Raw genomic sequence first — 14,772 nt, 5'->3', positions numbered from 1 at the left:
GGCGCTGCAGTACGACAACATGAAGCGGCTCCTGGCCGGCAACGATAACTTACCGCCCGATCATGCGATACGGGCAGGTCAAAAAAAAGCCGGCTGCCTGGGCAGCCGGCCGATTTGCCCTCAGGCTCTTTTTTCGGCTTGCGCCTTGACCTCGGCAGCGAAGTCTTCCTGCTTCTTCTCGATGCCTTCGCCGACTTCCAGACGGGCGTAGTCGGTGACGGTCGCATTCTGCTGCTTGCACAGCTTTTCGACCGTGGTATCGGGGTCTTTCACGAACGGCTGACCCATGAGCGTGATTTCGCCCAGATACTTGCGCAGGCGACCTTCCACCATCTTCTCGATGATGTCTTCGGGCTTGCCGCTATCGCGGGCCTGGGCCATCAGCAGCTCTTTCTCTGCGTCGCGACGTTCCTGCGGCACATCTTCGGCCGACAGGTGAGCCGGCGCCGTGGCCGCCACATGCATGGCCAGATCGCGGGCCAGTTCGCTTTCACCGCCGACCACCGCGACGGCGCTGCCGATACGCGCGCCGTGCATGTAGACGTCGAGCTTGCCTTCACCGGCTTCGATACGACGGAAGCGGCGGATGGTGATGTTTTCGCCCAGCTTGGCCACAAGCGCACGGCGCTTGGCGTCGAGGCTTTCGCCGTCGACCTCAATCGCGGCCAGCGCTTCGGCGTCGGCCGGGGCGTTGTCGAGCGCCGCGCGGGCGGCCAGTTCGGCGAAATTCACAAAATCGTCGTTCTTGCCGACGAAATCGGTTTCGCAGTTGGCTTCCAGCAGGATCGCGACCGTCTTGTCATCAGACACGGCCGTTGCGATACGGCCTTCGGCGGCGACGCGGCCGGCCTTCTTGTCGGCCTTGGCCAGGCCTTCACGCCGCATGTTGTCGGCTGCGGCATCGATATCGCCATCGGTGGCGGTGAGCGCCTTCTTGCACTCCATCATGCCGGCACCGGTGCGTTCACGTAGCTCTTTAACCAGAGCAGCACTAATTGCCATGATTCGTTCTCCGCAAAGTTTGGATAGCGGCCGGGCCGGCGCGTCGATCACGCACCGGCCCGGACGAGATTACTTGTCGGCCTGCTTCGGGTCGGCCTGTTCGGGATTTTCCGACGGCACCGAGGCAACGTCGCCCAGGGAGGCGGTAGCGGTCGGCTCGGCTTCACCCTGCGACTCCTGAATGACGGAGTTCTGGGTGGCTTCGCTCGCAGCCTGGGCCGCAGCGGGCTTGCCCGGCTCGTGTTCGGCGCCTTGCGCCTGAACGTCCACCGTGCCGTCGTCCTGACCGGTGAAGTCGCCCTTGCTGCCGCGTCCCGTGAGAACGGCGTCGGCCACCATCTCGGTGTAGATACGAATCGCGCGGATGGCGTCGTCGTTACCCGGGATCACCACATCGATGTTTTCCGGCGAGCAGTTGGTATCCACCACCGCAATGACCGGAATACCCAGCTTGCGCGCTTCGTCGACGGCAATCTTTTCGAAGCCGACGTCGATGATGAACAGCGCATCGGGCAGGCTGGTCATTTCCTTGATGCCGCCGATGCCGCGTTCGAGCTTGTCGCGCTCACGATAGAGATCGAGCGCTTCGCGCTTGTTGAGCTTGCGAATCGAACCGTCTTCGATCATCTGCTCCAGATCGTGCAAACGCTGGATCGAGTTCTTGACCGTCTTGAAGTTGGTGAGCATGCCGCCGAGCCAACGATGGTTGACGAACGGCATGCCGCAGCGCTGCGCCTGCTTGCCCACGGCTTCGCGCGCGGCGCGCTTGGTGCCCACGAACATCACGTTGCCGCCATTGGCCGACAGACGACTGATGTAGTTGTAGGCATCCTTGAAGAGCGGCAGAGTCTCTTCGAGGTTGATGATATGAATTTTGTTGCGCTGGCCAAAGATGTAGGGGGCCATCTTGGGGTTCCAGTAGCGGGTACGGTGGCCGAAATGGACACCCGCCTCGAGCAACTGGCGCATGCTGATCTGACTCATGGATTGTCTCCGGGTTGTGGCTTACGCGCATCCCATGAAACAACCGGCCTGCTATTGCAGACAGGCACCCCGTTTCATGTGCCGACACGCGTGCGGATTTTCGATATCGAATACGGTCGCAATCGACCGATTTTTAGCGCGTTCTGGGCCTCTGATTGCCGCGAACGCGAGCGGTTTATACCATAGCGACCGTTTCCAGGCTAGCGCCGGTCACGATTCGACCGGCATTTCACGACGACTTTCAAGGATCGAAACGCATGAGCGTGACCATCAAGACCCCCGAAGAACAGGACAAGATGCGCGAAGCCGGCCGCCTGGCCGCGCAGGTTCTGGACATGATCACGCCGCACGTACAGCCCGGGGTGACCACGGACGAACTCAATACGCTCTGTCACGACTATATGGTGAACGAGCTGGGCACCACGCCGGCCCCGCTGAATTACCACGGCTTCCCCAAATCCATCTGTACGTCGATCAACCACGTGGTCTGCCACGGCATACCGGGCGACAAGGCGCTCAAGAAAGGCGACGCGATGAATATCGACGTCACCCTGATCAAGGACGGCTACCACGGCGACAGCTCGCGCATGTATTTCGCCGGCGAGCCCTCCATCAAGGCCCGGCGCCTGTCGGATATTGCCGAAGCCGCGCTCTACAAGGGCATCGATGCAGTACGCCCTGGCGCGACGCTGGGCGATATCGGCGCCACGATTCAGACCTATGTGGAGTCACAGCGTGCGTCGGTGGTACGTGAATACTGCGGCCACGGTATCGGCCTGGGCTTTCATGAAGAGCCGCAGGTGCTGCATTACGGCAAGCCCGGTCAGGGGCTGCGCCTGGAAGCGGGCATGACCTTCACCATCGAACCCATGGTCAACGCCGGCAAACGCCACGTGAAAGTACTGCCCGACGGCTGGACCGTGGTCACCAAAGACCACTCACTCTCGGCTCAGTGGGAACACACGATTCTGGTCACCGAAGACGGCGCTGAAATCCTTACCCCCAGCCAGCCGAGCGCTTGATGGGACAGTCCGTTGATGCCCGTCGCCGCGCACACCCCGATCTCGGCGACTGGGAGGCGTTCATCGCCCGGGCGGCCAATGCCGAGGGCGCATCGATCGCGCAGGCGCGCGAGTATCTGGACGACGGGCGCCAACGCATCGAACAGGCGTTTCGTGCCGGCGCTCACGTGGATGTACTGGTCGATGCACGCAGCACCCTGGTCGATGCCGTGCTGGGCAGCGCATGGCGCGCCCTGGCCGATTCGTCGAGCGCCTGCCTGGTCGCGGTCGGCGGCTACGGCCGAGCCGAACTGTTGCCGCATTCGGATATCGACGTACTGATTCTATATCGCCAAGGCACGCTCGACGCCGTGGGCCCGGCGCTTGAGCGGTTTCTGACCCATCTCTGGGACATCGGCCTGGAAGTCGGCCATAGCGTGCGTTCGCCGGCCGAGTGCGCCGAACAGGCCGAGGCGGATATCACCATCATGACCAACCTCATGGAGTCGCGCGCGCTCGCCGGTGATACGGCGCTCTTCGCGGCCATGCGCGCGGCAACCTCGGTGGAACATATCTGGCCGTCCGCCGAATTCTTCAAGGCCAAGATCGAAGAACAGCAGGCCCGTCACGCACGCTACGACGAAACCGCCTACAAGCTGGAACCGAACACCAAGGAGTCGCCGGGCGGGCTGCGCGATATCCAGACCATCGCCTGGGTCGCCAAGCGCCAGTTTGCTGCCCAGACCCTGGACGGCCTCGTCGACTACGGCTTTCTCAGCGAACGCGAGTTCACCGAACTCAAGCGCGGCCAGGCCTTTCTTTGGCGGGTTCGCTTTGCGCTGCACACCCTGACCGATCGTCCCGAAGACCGGCTGCTGTTCGACCACCAGATCCAGATCGCCAAACTGCTCGGCTACACAGACGAGGAAAACAACCTCGCGGTCGAGCAGTTCATGCAGAAATATTATCGTAATATCAAGGCGTTGACTGCCTTAAATGATATTTTGCTTCAGCTTTTCTCCGAGGCGATTCTGCATTTCGGCGACGACGAACGGCCGCGCTCGATCAACGAACGCTTTCAGTCGCGACACGGTTTCATCGAAGTTACCGCCGATGACGTGTTCGTCAAACATCCCAGCGCGCTGCTCGAGATATTCTATCTAATGCAGACCCGGCCGCGGCTGACGGGCATACGTGCCCATACCCTGCGACTGATGCGACGCGACCGCCACCTGATCGATAAAAGCTTTCGTAATTCAATCCACTGTCGCCGTCTTTTCACGGAAATACTGCGCCAGCGCAGCGGCGTGACCCGGGCCCTGCGCCGCATGAACCGCTACGGCATCCTGGGCCGCTACCTGCCGAATTTCGGCAAGATCATCGGGCGGATGCAGTACGACCTCTTCCATACGCTCACCGTCGACGAACACACCCTTTTCGTAATCCGCAATCTGCGCCGCCTGGTGCTGCCGCGCTTTCAGCACGAGCTGCCGTTTGCCAGCGAGCTGATGCAGTCGCTCAACAAGCCGCAGATTCTTTATATCGCCGGCTTGATGCACGATATCGCCAAGGGCCGTGGCGGCGATCATTCCGAACTCGGCGCCGCGGACGCTCGCAAATTCTGTGCGGACCACGGCATCTCCTCGGACGATACCGAACTCGTCTGCTGGCTCGTGCGCCAGCATCTGCTCATGTCGATGACCGCACAGCGTCGTGATATCAACGATGTACAGGTGGTCAATGAGTTCGCACGTGAAGTGGGCAGCCGCGAACGCCTGGACCGGCTTTTCCTGTTGACGGTCTGCGATATCCGCGCCACCAACCCGAATCTGTGGAACTCGTGGAAGGAAAGCCTGCTGCTGGACCTGTATACGAACACGCGGCGGGCACTCGAGCGCGGCCTCGACGATCCGCTCAGCGAAGCGGAACTGGTCGCCGAAACCCGTAGCGCGGCTGCCGCCATGCTCACGCGATCCCGAGTTAATACGCCTAAATTCAAGGCGGTATGGTCACGTTTTGATCCGGAATATTTCCTGCGTCACAGCCCGGAAGAAATTGCCCGCCAAACCCGCGCGATCGTGACCCACGACGGCGACGGCCCGCTGGTGTCGGTAGCCGAAATCTCCGACCAGGGCAGCACGCTGTTCGTGTATACCCGCGATCGCAACTATCTGTTCGGCGTGGCGACCGGCGTACTCGCACAGCTCGGGCTGTCGATTCTCGATGCGCGAATCAACACCACCAGCGACGATTACACCCTCGACACCTACGTAATCTGTGAAAGCGATGGCCAGCCCATCAAGGAAGCCTATCGGCGCCAGGAAATCGAGGAGACGCTACGCGCGGCCATCGCCAACCCCGAGGTCGAAAGCATCGAGGTCACAAGACGCGCCTCGCGACGCAGCCGTTATTTCAACGTCCCGACCCAGATCTATTTCAGCGAAACCCCCGAGCGGGCCTGTACGATCATGGAGGTCGTCACCGCCGACCGTCCGGGCCTGCTCTCGGTGATCGGCGATATGTTCTACCAGAACGGCATCCTGCTGGAGACCGCCAAGATCGCGACCATCGGCGAACGCGCCGAGGACGTGTTCTTCATTACCGATCGCGACCATGCTCCGATTCGCGATCGCGCCACCCGTGCACGCCTGCGCGAAACGCTGACCAACGAACTCGACAAGAACGGCCCATGAACCCTCGCCTAGACGTCCTGCAGCCGTACCCCTTCGAACGGCTGGCCGCGCTGTTACGTGACACGCCTGCCAACAGTGCTCGCGCACCCATTTCGCTAGCGATCGGCGAGCCCCAGCACCCGCCCGCCGAGGTGGCACGGGCTGCGCTGATCGAAGCAATGGACGGTATCGCCCACTACCCGCCCACGAAAGGCAGCGACACGTTACGTGCCGCGATCGGCGACTGGTTATCGTGGCGCTTTAACGTTGATCGCCAAGCAATTGACGATACGAGACATATTCTGCCCGCGGCGGGCACTCGAGAGGCGCTGTTCTCGTTTGCGCAGGCGGTCGTGGACCCGACCCGACCCGGCGCAGCAGTCGCCATGCCCAACCCTGGCTATCAGATCTACGAAGGCGCGGCTCTGCTCGCAGGCGCCGAACCCCTGTACCTGCCCTGCCTGCCGGACACCGGTTTTCTTGCCGACCTCGATGCACTCAGCCCGGCCGACTGGGATCGCGTTCAGCTGCTGTATCTGTGTTCGCCGGGCAACCCCACGGGCGCCGTGGCCGACCGCGCCTATTTCGAACGTGCCCTGGAATTGGCCGACAAGCACGACTTCATCATCGCCTCGGACGAGTGCTACAGCGAAATCTATGCGCACGAGGATGCCCCGCCGCCCGGCCTGCTGGACATCGCCCATGCGCAGGGACGCGAGGATTTCTCTCGCTGCGTGGTTTTTCACAGTCTGTCCAAGCGCTCCAACCTGCCGGGCCTGCGTTCCGGCTTTGTGGCCGGTGACGGCGCGGTGTTGGCGGACTATCTGCGCTATCGCACCTATCACGGCGCCACGCTCGGCCAGCACGTACAGGCGGCCAGCATTGCGGCGTGGCGCGACGAAACCCATGTTCGCGCCAACCGCGACCGTTATCGGGAAAAATACGCGGCGGTCATGCCGCTGCTTGAGCCGCTATGTGATGTGGTGCGGCCAGCGGGTTCGTTCTACCTGTGGCCGGCTTTCCGCGCCAGCGATGAAGATCTGACCCGCGCTGCCCTGCGCGAAGAAAACCTGCGCGTGGTGCCCGGACGCTATCTCGCGCGCGCGGCCGGCGGCGCCAACCCGGGCGTGGGCCGGCTGCGGCTGTCGCTGGTCGCCTCGACCGAGGACTGCGTCGAGGCCGCCACCCGGCTGGCGCGGGTGTGCGAAGCGTTGCCCCGCTGAGTTAAACTCTCGCGCCCCACACCCATTCAAACCGCGCGCTCGCCGACCGCGCAGCAAGGAGCCGCCATGGCCGATACGCAGCAGATCATCGAAGACGCTTTCGAAAACCGAGCCAATATTTCGCCCGAGAACGCCGACGATGCCGTGCGCGACGCGGTACAGAGCGCACTGGACCTGCTCGACTCCGGCGCCGCGCGGGTGGCCGAGCCCAGCGCCGATGGCTGGGTGGTCAACGAATGGCTCAAGAAAGCGGTACTGCTGTCGTTTCGTCTGCGCGATAACGCGCCCATCGACGGCGCGCACACGCGCTACTTCGACAAGGTGCCGTCGAAGTATGCCCATTACGACGCCGACGACTTCCAGAAACAGGGCGCGCGTATCGTGCCGCCGGCCATGGTTCGTCGCGGCGCCCATATCGCCGCCGGCGCGGTGATCATGCCCAGCTATGTGAATATCGGGGCCTATGTCGGCAGCGGCGCCATGATCGATACCTGGGCCACGGTCGGCTCCTGTGCACAGGTCGGCGAGAACGTGCACCTGTCCGGCGGTGCGGGCCTGGGTGGCGTACTCGAGCCGCTTCAGGCTGCCCCCACCATCATCGAAGACAACTGCTTCATCGGCGCCCGCTCGGAGATCGTCGAAGGCGTACGCGTCGGCAAGGGCTCGGTGATCTCGATGGGCGTATTCATCGGCGCCTCCACCCCGATCTACGACCGCGAAGCCGATCAGATCCTGCATGGCGAGGTCCCCGCCGGTTCGGTGGTGGTCGCCGGCAGCCTGCCGCGCGACAACGGCCGTTACAGCATCAACGCCGCCATCATCGTCAAGAAAGTCGACGAAGGCACGCGCGCCAAGGTCGGCATCAACGAACTGCTGCGCGGCGCCTGAGCGCGATGATTCGTATCTACGGCATCGCCAGCTGCGACAGCTGCCGCAAGGCACGCCAATGGCTGAGCGCTGCCGGCATCGAACACGCGTGGGTCGATCTGCGCGCCGACGGCGTGACCCGCGAGCGCCTGGAACAATGGCGCGACGCACTCGGGAACGCGGCGTTGATCAACAAGCGCAGCAAGACCTGGCGTGATTTCGATGCCGAGCAGAAACAGACCGCCGAAGCCGATCCGGTGCCGGTACTCGTCGACCACCCCACGCTGATCAAGCGCCCGATTCTGGAAACCCCGACCACCACCCTGGCCGGCTTTTCCGCAAGCCGCTACGAGGCAGCCCTGGCCGGGGCGGACTGATGGCCGACGCGCCACTTGAACTGGCCCGCACGCTGATTCGGCGCGAGTCGGTGACGCCGGCGGACGGCGGCTGCCAGAAACTCATCGGCGAACGTCTGGCCGCGGCCGGCTTCGCGATCGAGCACCTGCGCTTCGGCGAGGTGGACAACCTCTGGGCCGTGGCCGGCGATAGCGGCCCACTGCTGTGTTTTGCCGGGCATACCGACGTGGTCCCGCCCGGCCCGCTCGAGGACTGGTCGCAGGCGCCGTTCGACGCCGCGGTCGAACACGGCTGGCTGATCGGACGCGGCGCGGCCGATATGAAGTCGAGTGTGGCGGCCATGGTATGCGCCGCAGAGCGTTTTCGTAGCCGTTACCCGGCGCATTCTGGGCGGCTGGCCTTCCTGCTGACCAGCGACGAGGAAGGACCAGCGGTAGACGGCACCCGAGCGGTCATGGAATGGCTTGGGGAACGCGATATCGCGATCGACTACTGTCTGGTGGGCGAGCCGTCGTCGTCGGAGGCGCTCGGGGACACGGTCAAGAACGGCCGGCGCGGTAGCCTCAACGGACATGCGCGAGTCAGAGGCCGCCAGGGCCATGTGGCCTATCCACAGAAAGCCGATAACGCTCTGCACCGGCTGCTCGCCCTGCTGGCGGATCTGGCCTCGCATCACTGGGACGACGGCGACGAGTTCTTCCCGCCCACCTCTTTCCAGGTGTCTAATCTCGATGCCGGCACCGGCGCCGAAAACGTCATTCCCGGCGTCGCCGAGGCGCGCTTCAACTGGCGCTTCAACCCGCGCCAGAATCAAGACTCGATCCGCGCCCACGTGGAGCAACGCTGCGTGGCCCACGGCATCGATCCGGAATCAATTCAGTGGCGGCTGTCCGGTGCGCCCTTCATCACCCGAGAAGGGGCACTGATAGAGGCCACGCGCGCGGCGATTCGCAGCCAGGCGGGCATCGAGACGCAGCTGTCGACCGCCGGCGGCACGTCGGATGGACGCTTTATTGCGCCGACCGGCGCCCAGGTGCTGGAACTCGGCCCGCTCAACGACACGATCCACCAGGCCAATGAACGGATCGCAGCCGAAGACGTGGCGCGTTTAAGCCGTATCTACGAAGACATTGTCGCCCGTATTCTGAGCTAGCGCTGCGCGCCCACCCCGCTGGCGCTTTTCATGAAATGTCCGATCTGCCTACCCACCCGGCATAGGAACAGATGATTTCTCGGGCTGGATAACGGGCGTGTGCGAAAGCATGCGTACAACGTCCAGCGGCCATGAAGCCATAAACGGCCGCCCGGAGATTAGAGCGCTACTCTGCGCGTTGGCGCAACGGCATGCTTCCGCGATTATGCGCAGATCAACGCAGCCCGCGGCGTGGAACCATGCGCGCTGCACCGCCGGCACCGGCTGGGCGGGCCGTCGCGCTAATCCAAACGATTGGCCACCACCCGTGCACGAAACGCCTCGCGGTGGCTGCCGAGCCATTCGTCGAGTTTCTGGTCGGCATGGTGATAGGCGCGGAACACGATCTCGTCGAGTTCGTCCCAGTCGAACATGCTGATACCGCCCACCGGCATGTGCAGTACCAGATCGGCACGTGCGTCGATATCCCGGCTTTCGCGTTCGCTGGTGAGCGTGGCCGTATGGAACAAAATCTTGAACATGTTCAGGTGGCGCGCGCTCGACCCCAAGGACAGCAACGAGGCCGTTTCTGCATCTTCGGCCATTTCCACCCGCAGATCGGTGGCCCGGCTCACGTCGGATACGATCACCTGGCCGCGACCCATGGCGGCCATCACGTCGAAGGGAATGGCGTTGAGCAGACCGCCATCCACCAGCAGATCACCGCGGTGCACCAGCGGCGGCGCAATGCCGGGCACGGCCATACTCGCCCCCACCCAGGTCGCCACTTCGCCCTGATCGTGCACCACCGGCACGCCGCGCGTGAGGTTGGTGCTCAGACAATAGAACGGTATGTCGAGGTCTTCGATATGGCGATCGCCGTACAGCGTCTTCAGCTGGCGCCGAAACTTTTCCGCGCTAATCAGCGAAATGCGCGATAGCGAATAATCGTTGAGAAAACGCCCGGTCACGAACGTCTCGCGCATGCGGGCGAGCATTTGCTGGGCATCCATCCCCATGGCGACCATCGCAGCCACCATTGCGCCCATGCTGGTACCGCCCACGGCATCGATGGGCAGGCCTTTCTCCTGCATCGCCCGAATCAGGCCGATATGCGCAAAACCGCGGGCGCCACCTCCCCCCAGCACCAGACACACCGCCCGCCCCGAAATCATGCGCGCCAGGCGGGCCATCTGTGCGCCGGGCAGGTCGATCGCCACCCGGTGCTGGGCAATGGCGCCGGCGGCATCGCGCCATGCCCGTGCGGAGTAGCCGCCCTGTTCGGGCACGAGCACGACCATTTCCTGCGGCGCGCGCAGCGCCTGCTCGCGAATCCAGACCAGGTTTCGTGAGGCGAACGGGCGCTGGTCGCCGTGGGCAATCAGAATCACGCGGTCGGCCTGGCGCAGGCAACGCCGGGTCCAGGGGTCGGGCTCGGTGCTGGCCTCGTAGACGATATAGCGATACCGCTCTTCGAGCTGCGTAAGCCAGCCGGACACGGCACGGTTGCGCTCGCCGATACCCATGTCTACCGCGGCGGCGCCGCCGCCCAGCGCGGCGTCGACGCGGCCGGCATCCAGACGCAGTGTCGAGGCCGCCTGCCCCAGTTCAGCCGCCAGCGCCCGCGAAAACGTGGCCACATCAATACCCGGATGTGCCGGCACCACGGCATAGGTACGCGCGCTGCGCACGCTTTCGCGCTGCGGCGCCGGTTTGACCGCGCGCAGACGCTGTACGATCTGGCGCGTGACCCGCAGCATCGCTTTCGGATAACGCTCCACCAGGGTTTCGAATACGTCGCGGGAAACGCGTATCAGCGCGGTATCGCGCAGCGCGAAGGCATCGGAAGAATGCAGCTCGGCGGTAATCAACGTGATTTCGCCTACCGTCTCGCCGGCGCTGCTTTCGCCCAGCAGCAGCGGCGCTGCGTCGGCCTGGGGCTGGACCACCCGTATGCGCCCGGAGACGACCAGGTAGAGCGAGTCGCTGGTTTCGCCGACCCGGAACAGATATTGACCGCCGCCCAGCTCGAGCCACTGCGCGCTGGCAGCGACCGAGCGCAGCGCGCGCCGATCCAGCTCCCGGAACAGAGCGCTGGCCTTGAGTGCAGAAACGATATCCATGCGGCGCATCATGCACTTATTCGGCGCACAAAAAAGCCCGGCCGCGGCCGGGCTCTTTCGCTACGCCGACATCAGGGCTCAGGCCGCCTCTTCCATGTCCGCGCTGTACTCGCCGCGCGCGGCCGCACCGTTGTTGCGGGCGCGCTTGAGGTAGGCCTTCTGGGCCGCGGCGATGTTTTCATCCTTGCCGCCCCAGGCCGCCAGCGCCGGCGCCTGCAGCGCACGCCCGTAGGAGAAGGTCAGCTTCCACGGCTGCGGGCCCATGCGGTTCATCGCATCCAGATGCGCGGTCGCGAGTTCGTCGCTCTGCCCGCCGGACAGGAAAACGATGCCCGGCACGGCCGCCGGCACCCGACGCTTGAGACAGCGCAGCGTGGCCCGGGCCACCTGCTCGACCCCCGCCTGCTGCGGGCACTGCTTGCCGGCGATGACCATGTTGGGCTTGAGCAGCATGCCTTCGAGCATGACGTTCTGGGCCTTGAGCTCGGCGAACACGGCATCGAGCACGCGGTCGGTAACTTCTTCGCAGCGTTCGATCGAGTTCGCGCCGTCCATGAGCACTTCCGGCTCGACGATCGGCACGATGCCGGCTTCCTGACACAGGGCCGCATAGCGGGCCAGCGCATGGGCGTTGACGTGGATGCAGTAATCGCTCGGCCGATCGTCGGCGATATCGATCACGCCGCGCCATTTGGCAAAGCGCGCACCGGCCTCGGCGTAGTCGGCAAGGCGCTCGCGCAGGCCATCCAGGCCTTCGGTAACCTTTTCTTCCGGGCTGCCGACCAGCGGCTTGGCGCCCTTGTCGACCTTGATACCGGGGATGACGCCCTGATCGGCCAGCAGTTTGGGAAACGGCGTACCGTCGTCGGCCTTCTGGAACAGCGTTTCCTCGAACAGGATTACACCGCTGATGTAGTCCTGCGCGCCGTCCGCGGTGAACAGCAAATTGCGATACGTCTGCCGAGTCTTTTCGGTCGACTCCACCCCGATGCTATCGAGACGCTTCTTGATGGTGCCGGTCGATTCGTCGGCGGCGAGAATGCCTTTGCCGTCGACAACGAGTGCTTTCGCCGTATCGATAAGTGCTTGTTCGTGCATGCGCGAATCCTTGTTGGGCCAATTTGGCGCGATTTTACCGCAAATCGTCATCAATGGAGAAACGCTTCAATTGCCTCTCACGACCTCGCTCGCGCGTGGCTACCGCGGCGATGAACTGGCCCCGGCGCATGCCCCACTGCGACGCAATGGCACAGGCCAGCACGAAAAGCGCGGGCTGTCATTGCAGGTAGGCAGCACGGCGATGGCGGAGAGGGTGGGATTCGAACCCACGAGGGGCGTGAACCCCTGCCGGTTTTCAAGACCGGTGCATTCAACCGCTCTGCCACCTCTCCGCAGTGCTCGCGCGCTGCGCATTGTCCGAGACAGCACAGGCCCAGCGCAAGCCCGGCCGCCCATCCGGGCCTGCGCAATCTGTAGCTGCCATGCAATGGCATTGGTCTTGCTTACGCCCACCAGGCGCAACGCGGGCACAGGCCGACGCACTGCTTTGGTACAGCCCGTCGACCGCCATTCGCTCAATGTCGAGCAGATCCATACACCTGTTGGGGACACCATGAAATCAAGGCTCTCGTTCAGCCTGTTATTGCTGGGCGCACTACTGTCTGGCTGCAGCGATTCGGACAGCGATAACGTCAACGTCGACGATAAGGACACCGCGACCCCCTCCGAACCCGCCACTTTCAACTTCGTCGAAGGCACCATCGACCAGGCCCATGCCGCGATGCGGGCCGGCACATTGACCTGCGAGGCGCTGGTACAGGGCTATATCGACCGTATCGAGGCCTATGACGACACCGGGCCGAGCCTGCACGCGGTAATCAATCTCAATCCGCGCGCACTCGATCGTGCCCGTACGCTGGACCGCAACTATGCCGTCGATGGCCCGAGTGGGCCGCTGCATTGCGTGCCGGTTCTGCTCAAGGACAACTTCGACACCGCCGACGTCACCACAACCGCTGGCGGTACCGCCATGCAGTACAACCGCTCACCCGACGATGCCTTCTCGGTCACGGGTATCGTCGACGCGGGCGGCATCATCCTTGGCAAGGCGAATCTCGACGAATTCGCGTTTGGCTTTGTCGGCAGCAGCGCGATCGAGGGCCAGGTAAAGAACGCCTACGATCCGAGCAAAGGCCCCGGCGGTTCATCGTCGGGTACCGGTGCGGCCATCGCCGCCAGCTTTGCCATGGCCGGTACCGGCAGCGATACCGGCGGTTCCATTCGTGTGCCCTCCAGTCTTGAAGGCCTTGTGGGTATACGGCCCAGCCTGCGGCTGGTGAGTCAGGACGGCATCGTGCCGCTGGCGGCATCCCAGGATACCGGCGGGCCCATGTGCCGAACCGTTCAGGACTGCGCACTCATGCTCGACGCCATGGTGGGTTTCGACGACGGGCCCCATGCCAACCAACGCCAGGCCTTCGCCTACGACTCGGCCGCGATCGAGACCGCCGAAGCGTATCAAGTCATTACCAACGTTCCCGCCACCTACACCGACTACCTCGACCCGAACGGTCTCGAAGGCGTACGCATCGCAGCACTCCAACCGTTATTCGGCGATAACACCGGCGAGAATGCCCAAGTGCAGGCCAAGATCCGAGAGGCCATCGACGCCATGCGCGCGGCCGGCGCGACCGTGGACGTGCTCACGGCCGACGACCTGACCGCACGCAACGTTGCGCTCGACAATCTCACCGGCTTTGCCAGCAATTCGCGCTTCGAGTTCCGCAACGATCTCACCGCCTACCTGATGAGCTGGCCGTCGAATCTGGACGGGCATTTGCGCAGTTTCGATGCGGTCGAGGCCAGCGGCGGCTACGAGGCGCGTCATACCGGCACATTCGCATCCTATGGTCAGATCGGCCGCGCGATAGAAGACGAAAGCGATACCAGCGCCCAGGCCGTGGCGTATCGACAGGACTATCAGCGCAACCTCGAACAGCGCCCGACGATCGTACGTAGCGGCTTGATGCGCATCCTCGACAATCGCGACGGAGACGGCCCCAACGCCAATGCCCTCGGTGCCCCCTACGACGCCTTGCTCTACCCTTCGGTACTCAGCCTCGCACCCACTTTGGGCGCCTCGCCGACGACGGGTAGCAATAATCGACTGAGCCCCTTCTCAGGCTTTCCGGCGCTGAGCATGCCGGCTGGTATGGTGCAGCCCGCCGGTAACGACAGCGCCCCGGCGCTGCCGGTAGGTATGGAGCTTCTGGCCCGCGAGTTCGATGAGCCGATGCTCATTCGCATCGCTTACGGCTATCAGCAGACAGCGCGGCCGCGTAGTGCGCCGACGTTCACGCCGGAACTTGCGGCTAACGACGACTAGCACTGCCCCGTCCGGTAAAGACGGCC

The 14,772-nt window shown here is 63.8% G+C and carries 11 protein-coding genes and 1 tRNA gene; 7 read left to right on the top strand and 5 right to left on the bottom strand.

Annotation, left to right across the window (positions count from 1 at the left end; genetic code table 11):
- Window positions 1-120: 120 nt before the first annotated feature.
- Together tsf and rpsB are read right to left on the bottom strand one after the other, a co-directional pair.
- Entirely contained in the window at window positions 121-1,002 is an 882-nt protein-coding gene (tsf, locus tag C84B14_RS08430) for a translation elongation factor Ts (RefSeq protein ID WP_353223310.1), read from the bottom strand.
- Window positions 1,003-1,071: 69 nt separating this feature from the next.
- Complete coding sequence (rpsB, locus tag C84B14_RS08425; protein WP_348765416.1) at window positions 1,072-1,986, bottom strand: 30S ribosomal protein S2; 915 nt, start codon at window positions 1,984-1,986, stop codon at window positions 1,072-1,074.
- A gap of 257 nt (window positions 1,987-2,243) precedes the next feature.
- Between rpsB and map the strand changes: the two genes are divergently transcribed.
- From map to dapE, 6 genes are all read left to right on the top strand, one after another.
- Window positions 2,244-3,008 carry a type I methionyl aminopeptidase gene (gene map, locus C84B14_RS08420; protein WP_353223308.1) on the top strand — a complete coding sequence of 255 codons (765 nt, stop codon included), beginning with the start codon at window positions 2,244-2,246 and terminating at the stop codon, window positions 3,006-3,008.
- The gene (glnD, locus tag C84B14_RS08415) at window positions 3,008-5,680 is read left to right on the top strand and encodes a [protein-PII] uridylyltransferase (RefSeq protein WP_353223306.1); all 2,673 of its coding nucleotides are present in this window, start codon (window positions 3,008-3,010) and stop codon (window positions 5,678-5,680) included. Before map ends, glnD begins: the two co-directional genes overlap by 1 nt.
- The gene (gene dapC / locus C84B14_RS08410; protein ID WP_353223304.1) at window positions 5,677-6,882 is read left to right on the top strand and encodes a succinyldiaminopimelate transaminase; all 1,206 of its coding nucleotides are present in this window, start codon (window positions 5,677-5,679) and stop codon (window positions 6,880-6,882) included. The genes glnD and dapC overlap by 4 nt, the downstream gene beginning before the upstream one ends.
- 66 nt (window positions 6,883-6,948) lie before the next feature.
- A complete protein-coding gene (gene dapD / locus C84B14_RS08405; protein WP_348765412.1) occupies window positions 6,949-7,770 on the top strand; it encodes a 2,3,4,5-tetrahydropyridine-2,6-dicarboxylate N-succinyltransferase in 822 nt (273 codons plus the stop codon).
- Window positions 7,771-7,775: 5 nt separating this feature from the next.
- Window positions 7,776-8,126, top strand: coding sequence for an arsenate reductase family protein (locus tag C84B14_RS08400; RefSeq protein ID WP_353223303.1), 351 nt, complete (start codon window positions 7,776-7,778; stop codon window positions 8,124-8,126).
- Complete coding sequence (gene dapE / locus C84B14_RS08395; protein ID WP_353223301.1) at window positions 8,126-9,259, top strand: succinyl-diaminopimelate desuccinylase; 1,134 nt, start codon at window positions 8,126-8,128, stop codon at window positions 9,257-9,259. Before C84B14_RS08400 ends, dapE begins: the two co-directional genes overlap by 1 nt.
- Before the next feature lie 281 nt (window positions 9,260-9,540).
- On the opposite strand, the gene C84B14_RS08390 is transcribed toward dapE, so the two are convergent.
- The 3 genes from C84B14_RS08390 to C84B14_RS08380 all read right to left on the bottom strand — a co-directional run bounded on the left by C84B14_RS08390 (window position 9,541) and on the right by C84B14_RS08380 (window position 12,752).
- Entirely contained in the window at window positions 9,541-11,361 is a 1,821-nt protein-coding gene (locus C84B14_RS08390) for a patatin-like phospholipase family protein (protein WP_353223299.1), read from the bottom strand.
- Window positions 11,362-11,439: 78 nt separating this feature from the next.
- The gene (locus tag C84B14_RS08385; RefSeq protein WP_353223297.1) at window positions 11,440-12,459 is read right to left on the bottom strand and encodes a class I fructose-bisphosphate aldolase; all 1,020 of its coding nucleotides are present in this window, start codon (window positions 12,457-12,459) and stop codon (window positions 11,440-11,442) included.
- A gap of 203 nt (window positions 12,460-12,662) precedes the next feature.
- Window positions 12,663-12,752: transfer RNA gene (locus C84B14_RS08380), tRNA-Ser, on the bottom strand.
- A 221-nt stretch (window positions 12,753-12,973) separates the two neighbouring features.
- On the opposite strand from C84B14_RS08380, the gene C84B14_RS08375 reads away from it, so the two are divergent.
- Entirely contained in the window at window positions 12,974-14,746 is a 1,773-nt protein-coding gene (locus C84B14_RS08375) for an amidase family protein (RefSeq protein ID WP_353223295.1), read from the top strand.
- Window positions 14,747-14,772 lie beyond the last annotated feature (26 nt).

It is taken from the genome of Salinisphaera sp. C84B14, from assembly GCF_040361435.1.
Taxonomy (GTDB): Bacteria; Pseudomonadota; Gammaproteobacteria; order Nevskiales; family Salinisphaeraceae; genus Salinisphaera.
Note: the sequence above shows the minus strand (reverse complement) of the source record. Positions and strands in the feature narration are given on the sequence as shown.

Excerpts from the sequence above, each read along its gene's own strand:
- glnD (WP_353223306.1), top strand. The coding sequence starts at position 3,008 with ATGGGACAGTCCGTTGATGCCCGTCGCCGCGCACACCCCGATCTCGGC.
- dapE (WP_353223301.1), top strand. The coding sequence starts at position 8,126 with ATGGCCGACGCGCCACTTGAACTGGCCCGCACGCTGATTCGGCGCGAG.
- map (WP_353223308.1), top strand. The coding sequence starts at position 2,244 with ATGAGCGTGACCATCAAGACCCCCGAAGAACAGGACAAGATGCGCGAA.
- C84B14_RS08400 (WP_353223303.1), top strand. The coding sequence starts at position 7,776 with ATGATTCGTATCTACGGCATCGCCAGCTGCGACAGCTGCCGCAAGGCA.
- dapD (WP_348765412.1), top strand. The coding sequence starts at position 6,949 with ATGGCCGATACGCAGCAGATCATCGAAGACGCTTTCGAAAACCGAGCC.
- C84B14_RS08390 (WP_353223299.1), bottom strand. The coding sequence starts at position 11,361 with ATGGATATCGTTTCTGCACTCAAGGCCAGCGCTCTGTTCCGGGAGCTG.
- rpsB (WP_348765416.1), bottom strand. The coding sequence starts at position 1,986 with ATGAGTCAGATCAGCATGCGCCAGTTGCTCGAGGCGGGTGTCCATTTC.
- dapC (WP_353223304.1), top strand. The coding sequence starts at position 5,677 with ATGAACCCTCGCCTAGACGTCCTGCAGCCGTACCCCTTCGAACGGCTG.
- C84B14_RS08375 (WP_353223295.1), top strand. The coding sequence starts at position 12,974 with ATGAAATCAAGGCTCTCGTTCAGCCTGTTATTGCTGGGCGCACTACTG.
- tsf (WP_353223310.1), bottom strand. The coding sequence starts at position 1,002 with ATGGCAATTAGTGCTGCTCTGGTTAAAGAGCTACGTGAACGCACCGGT.
- C84B14_RS08385 (WP_353223297.1), bottom strand. The coding sequence starts at position 12,459 with ATGCACGAACAAGCACTTATCGATACGGCGAAAGCACTCGTTGTCGAC.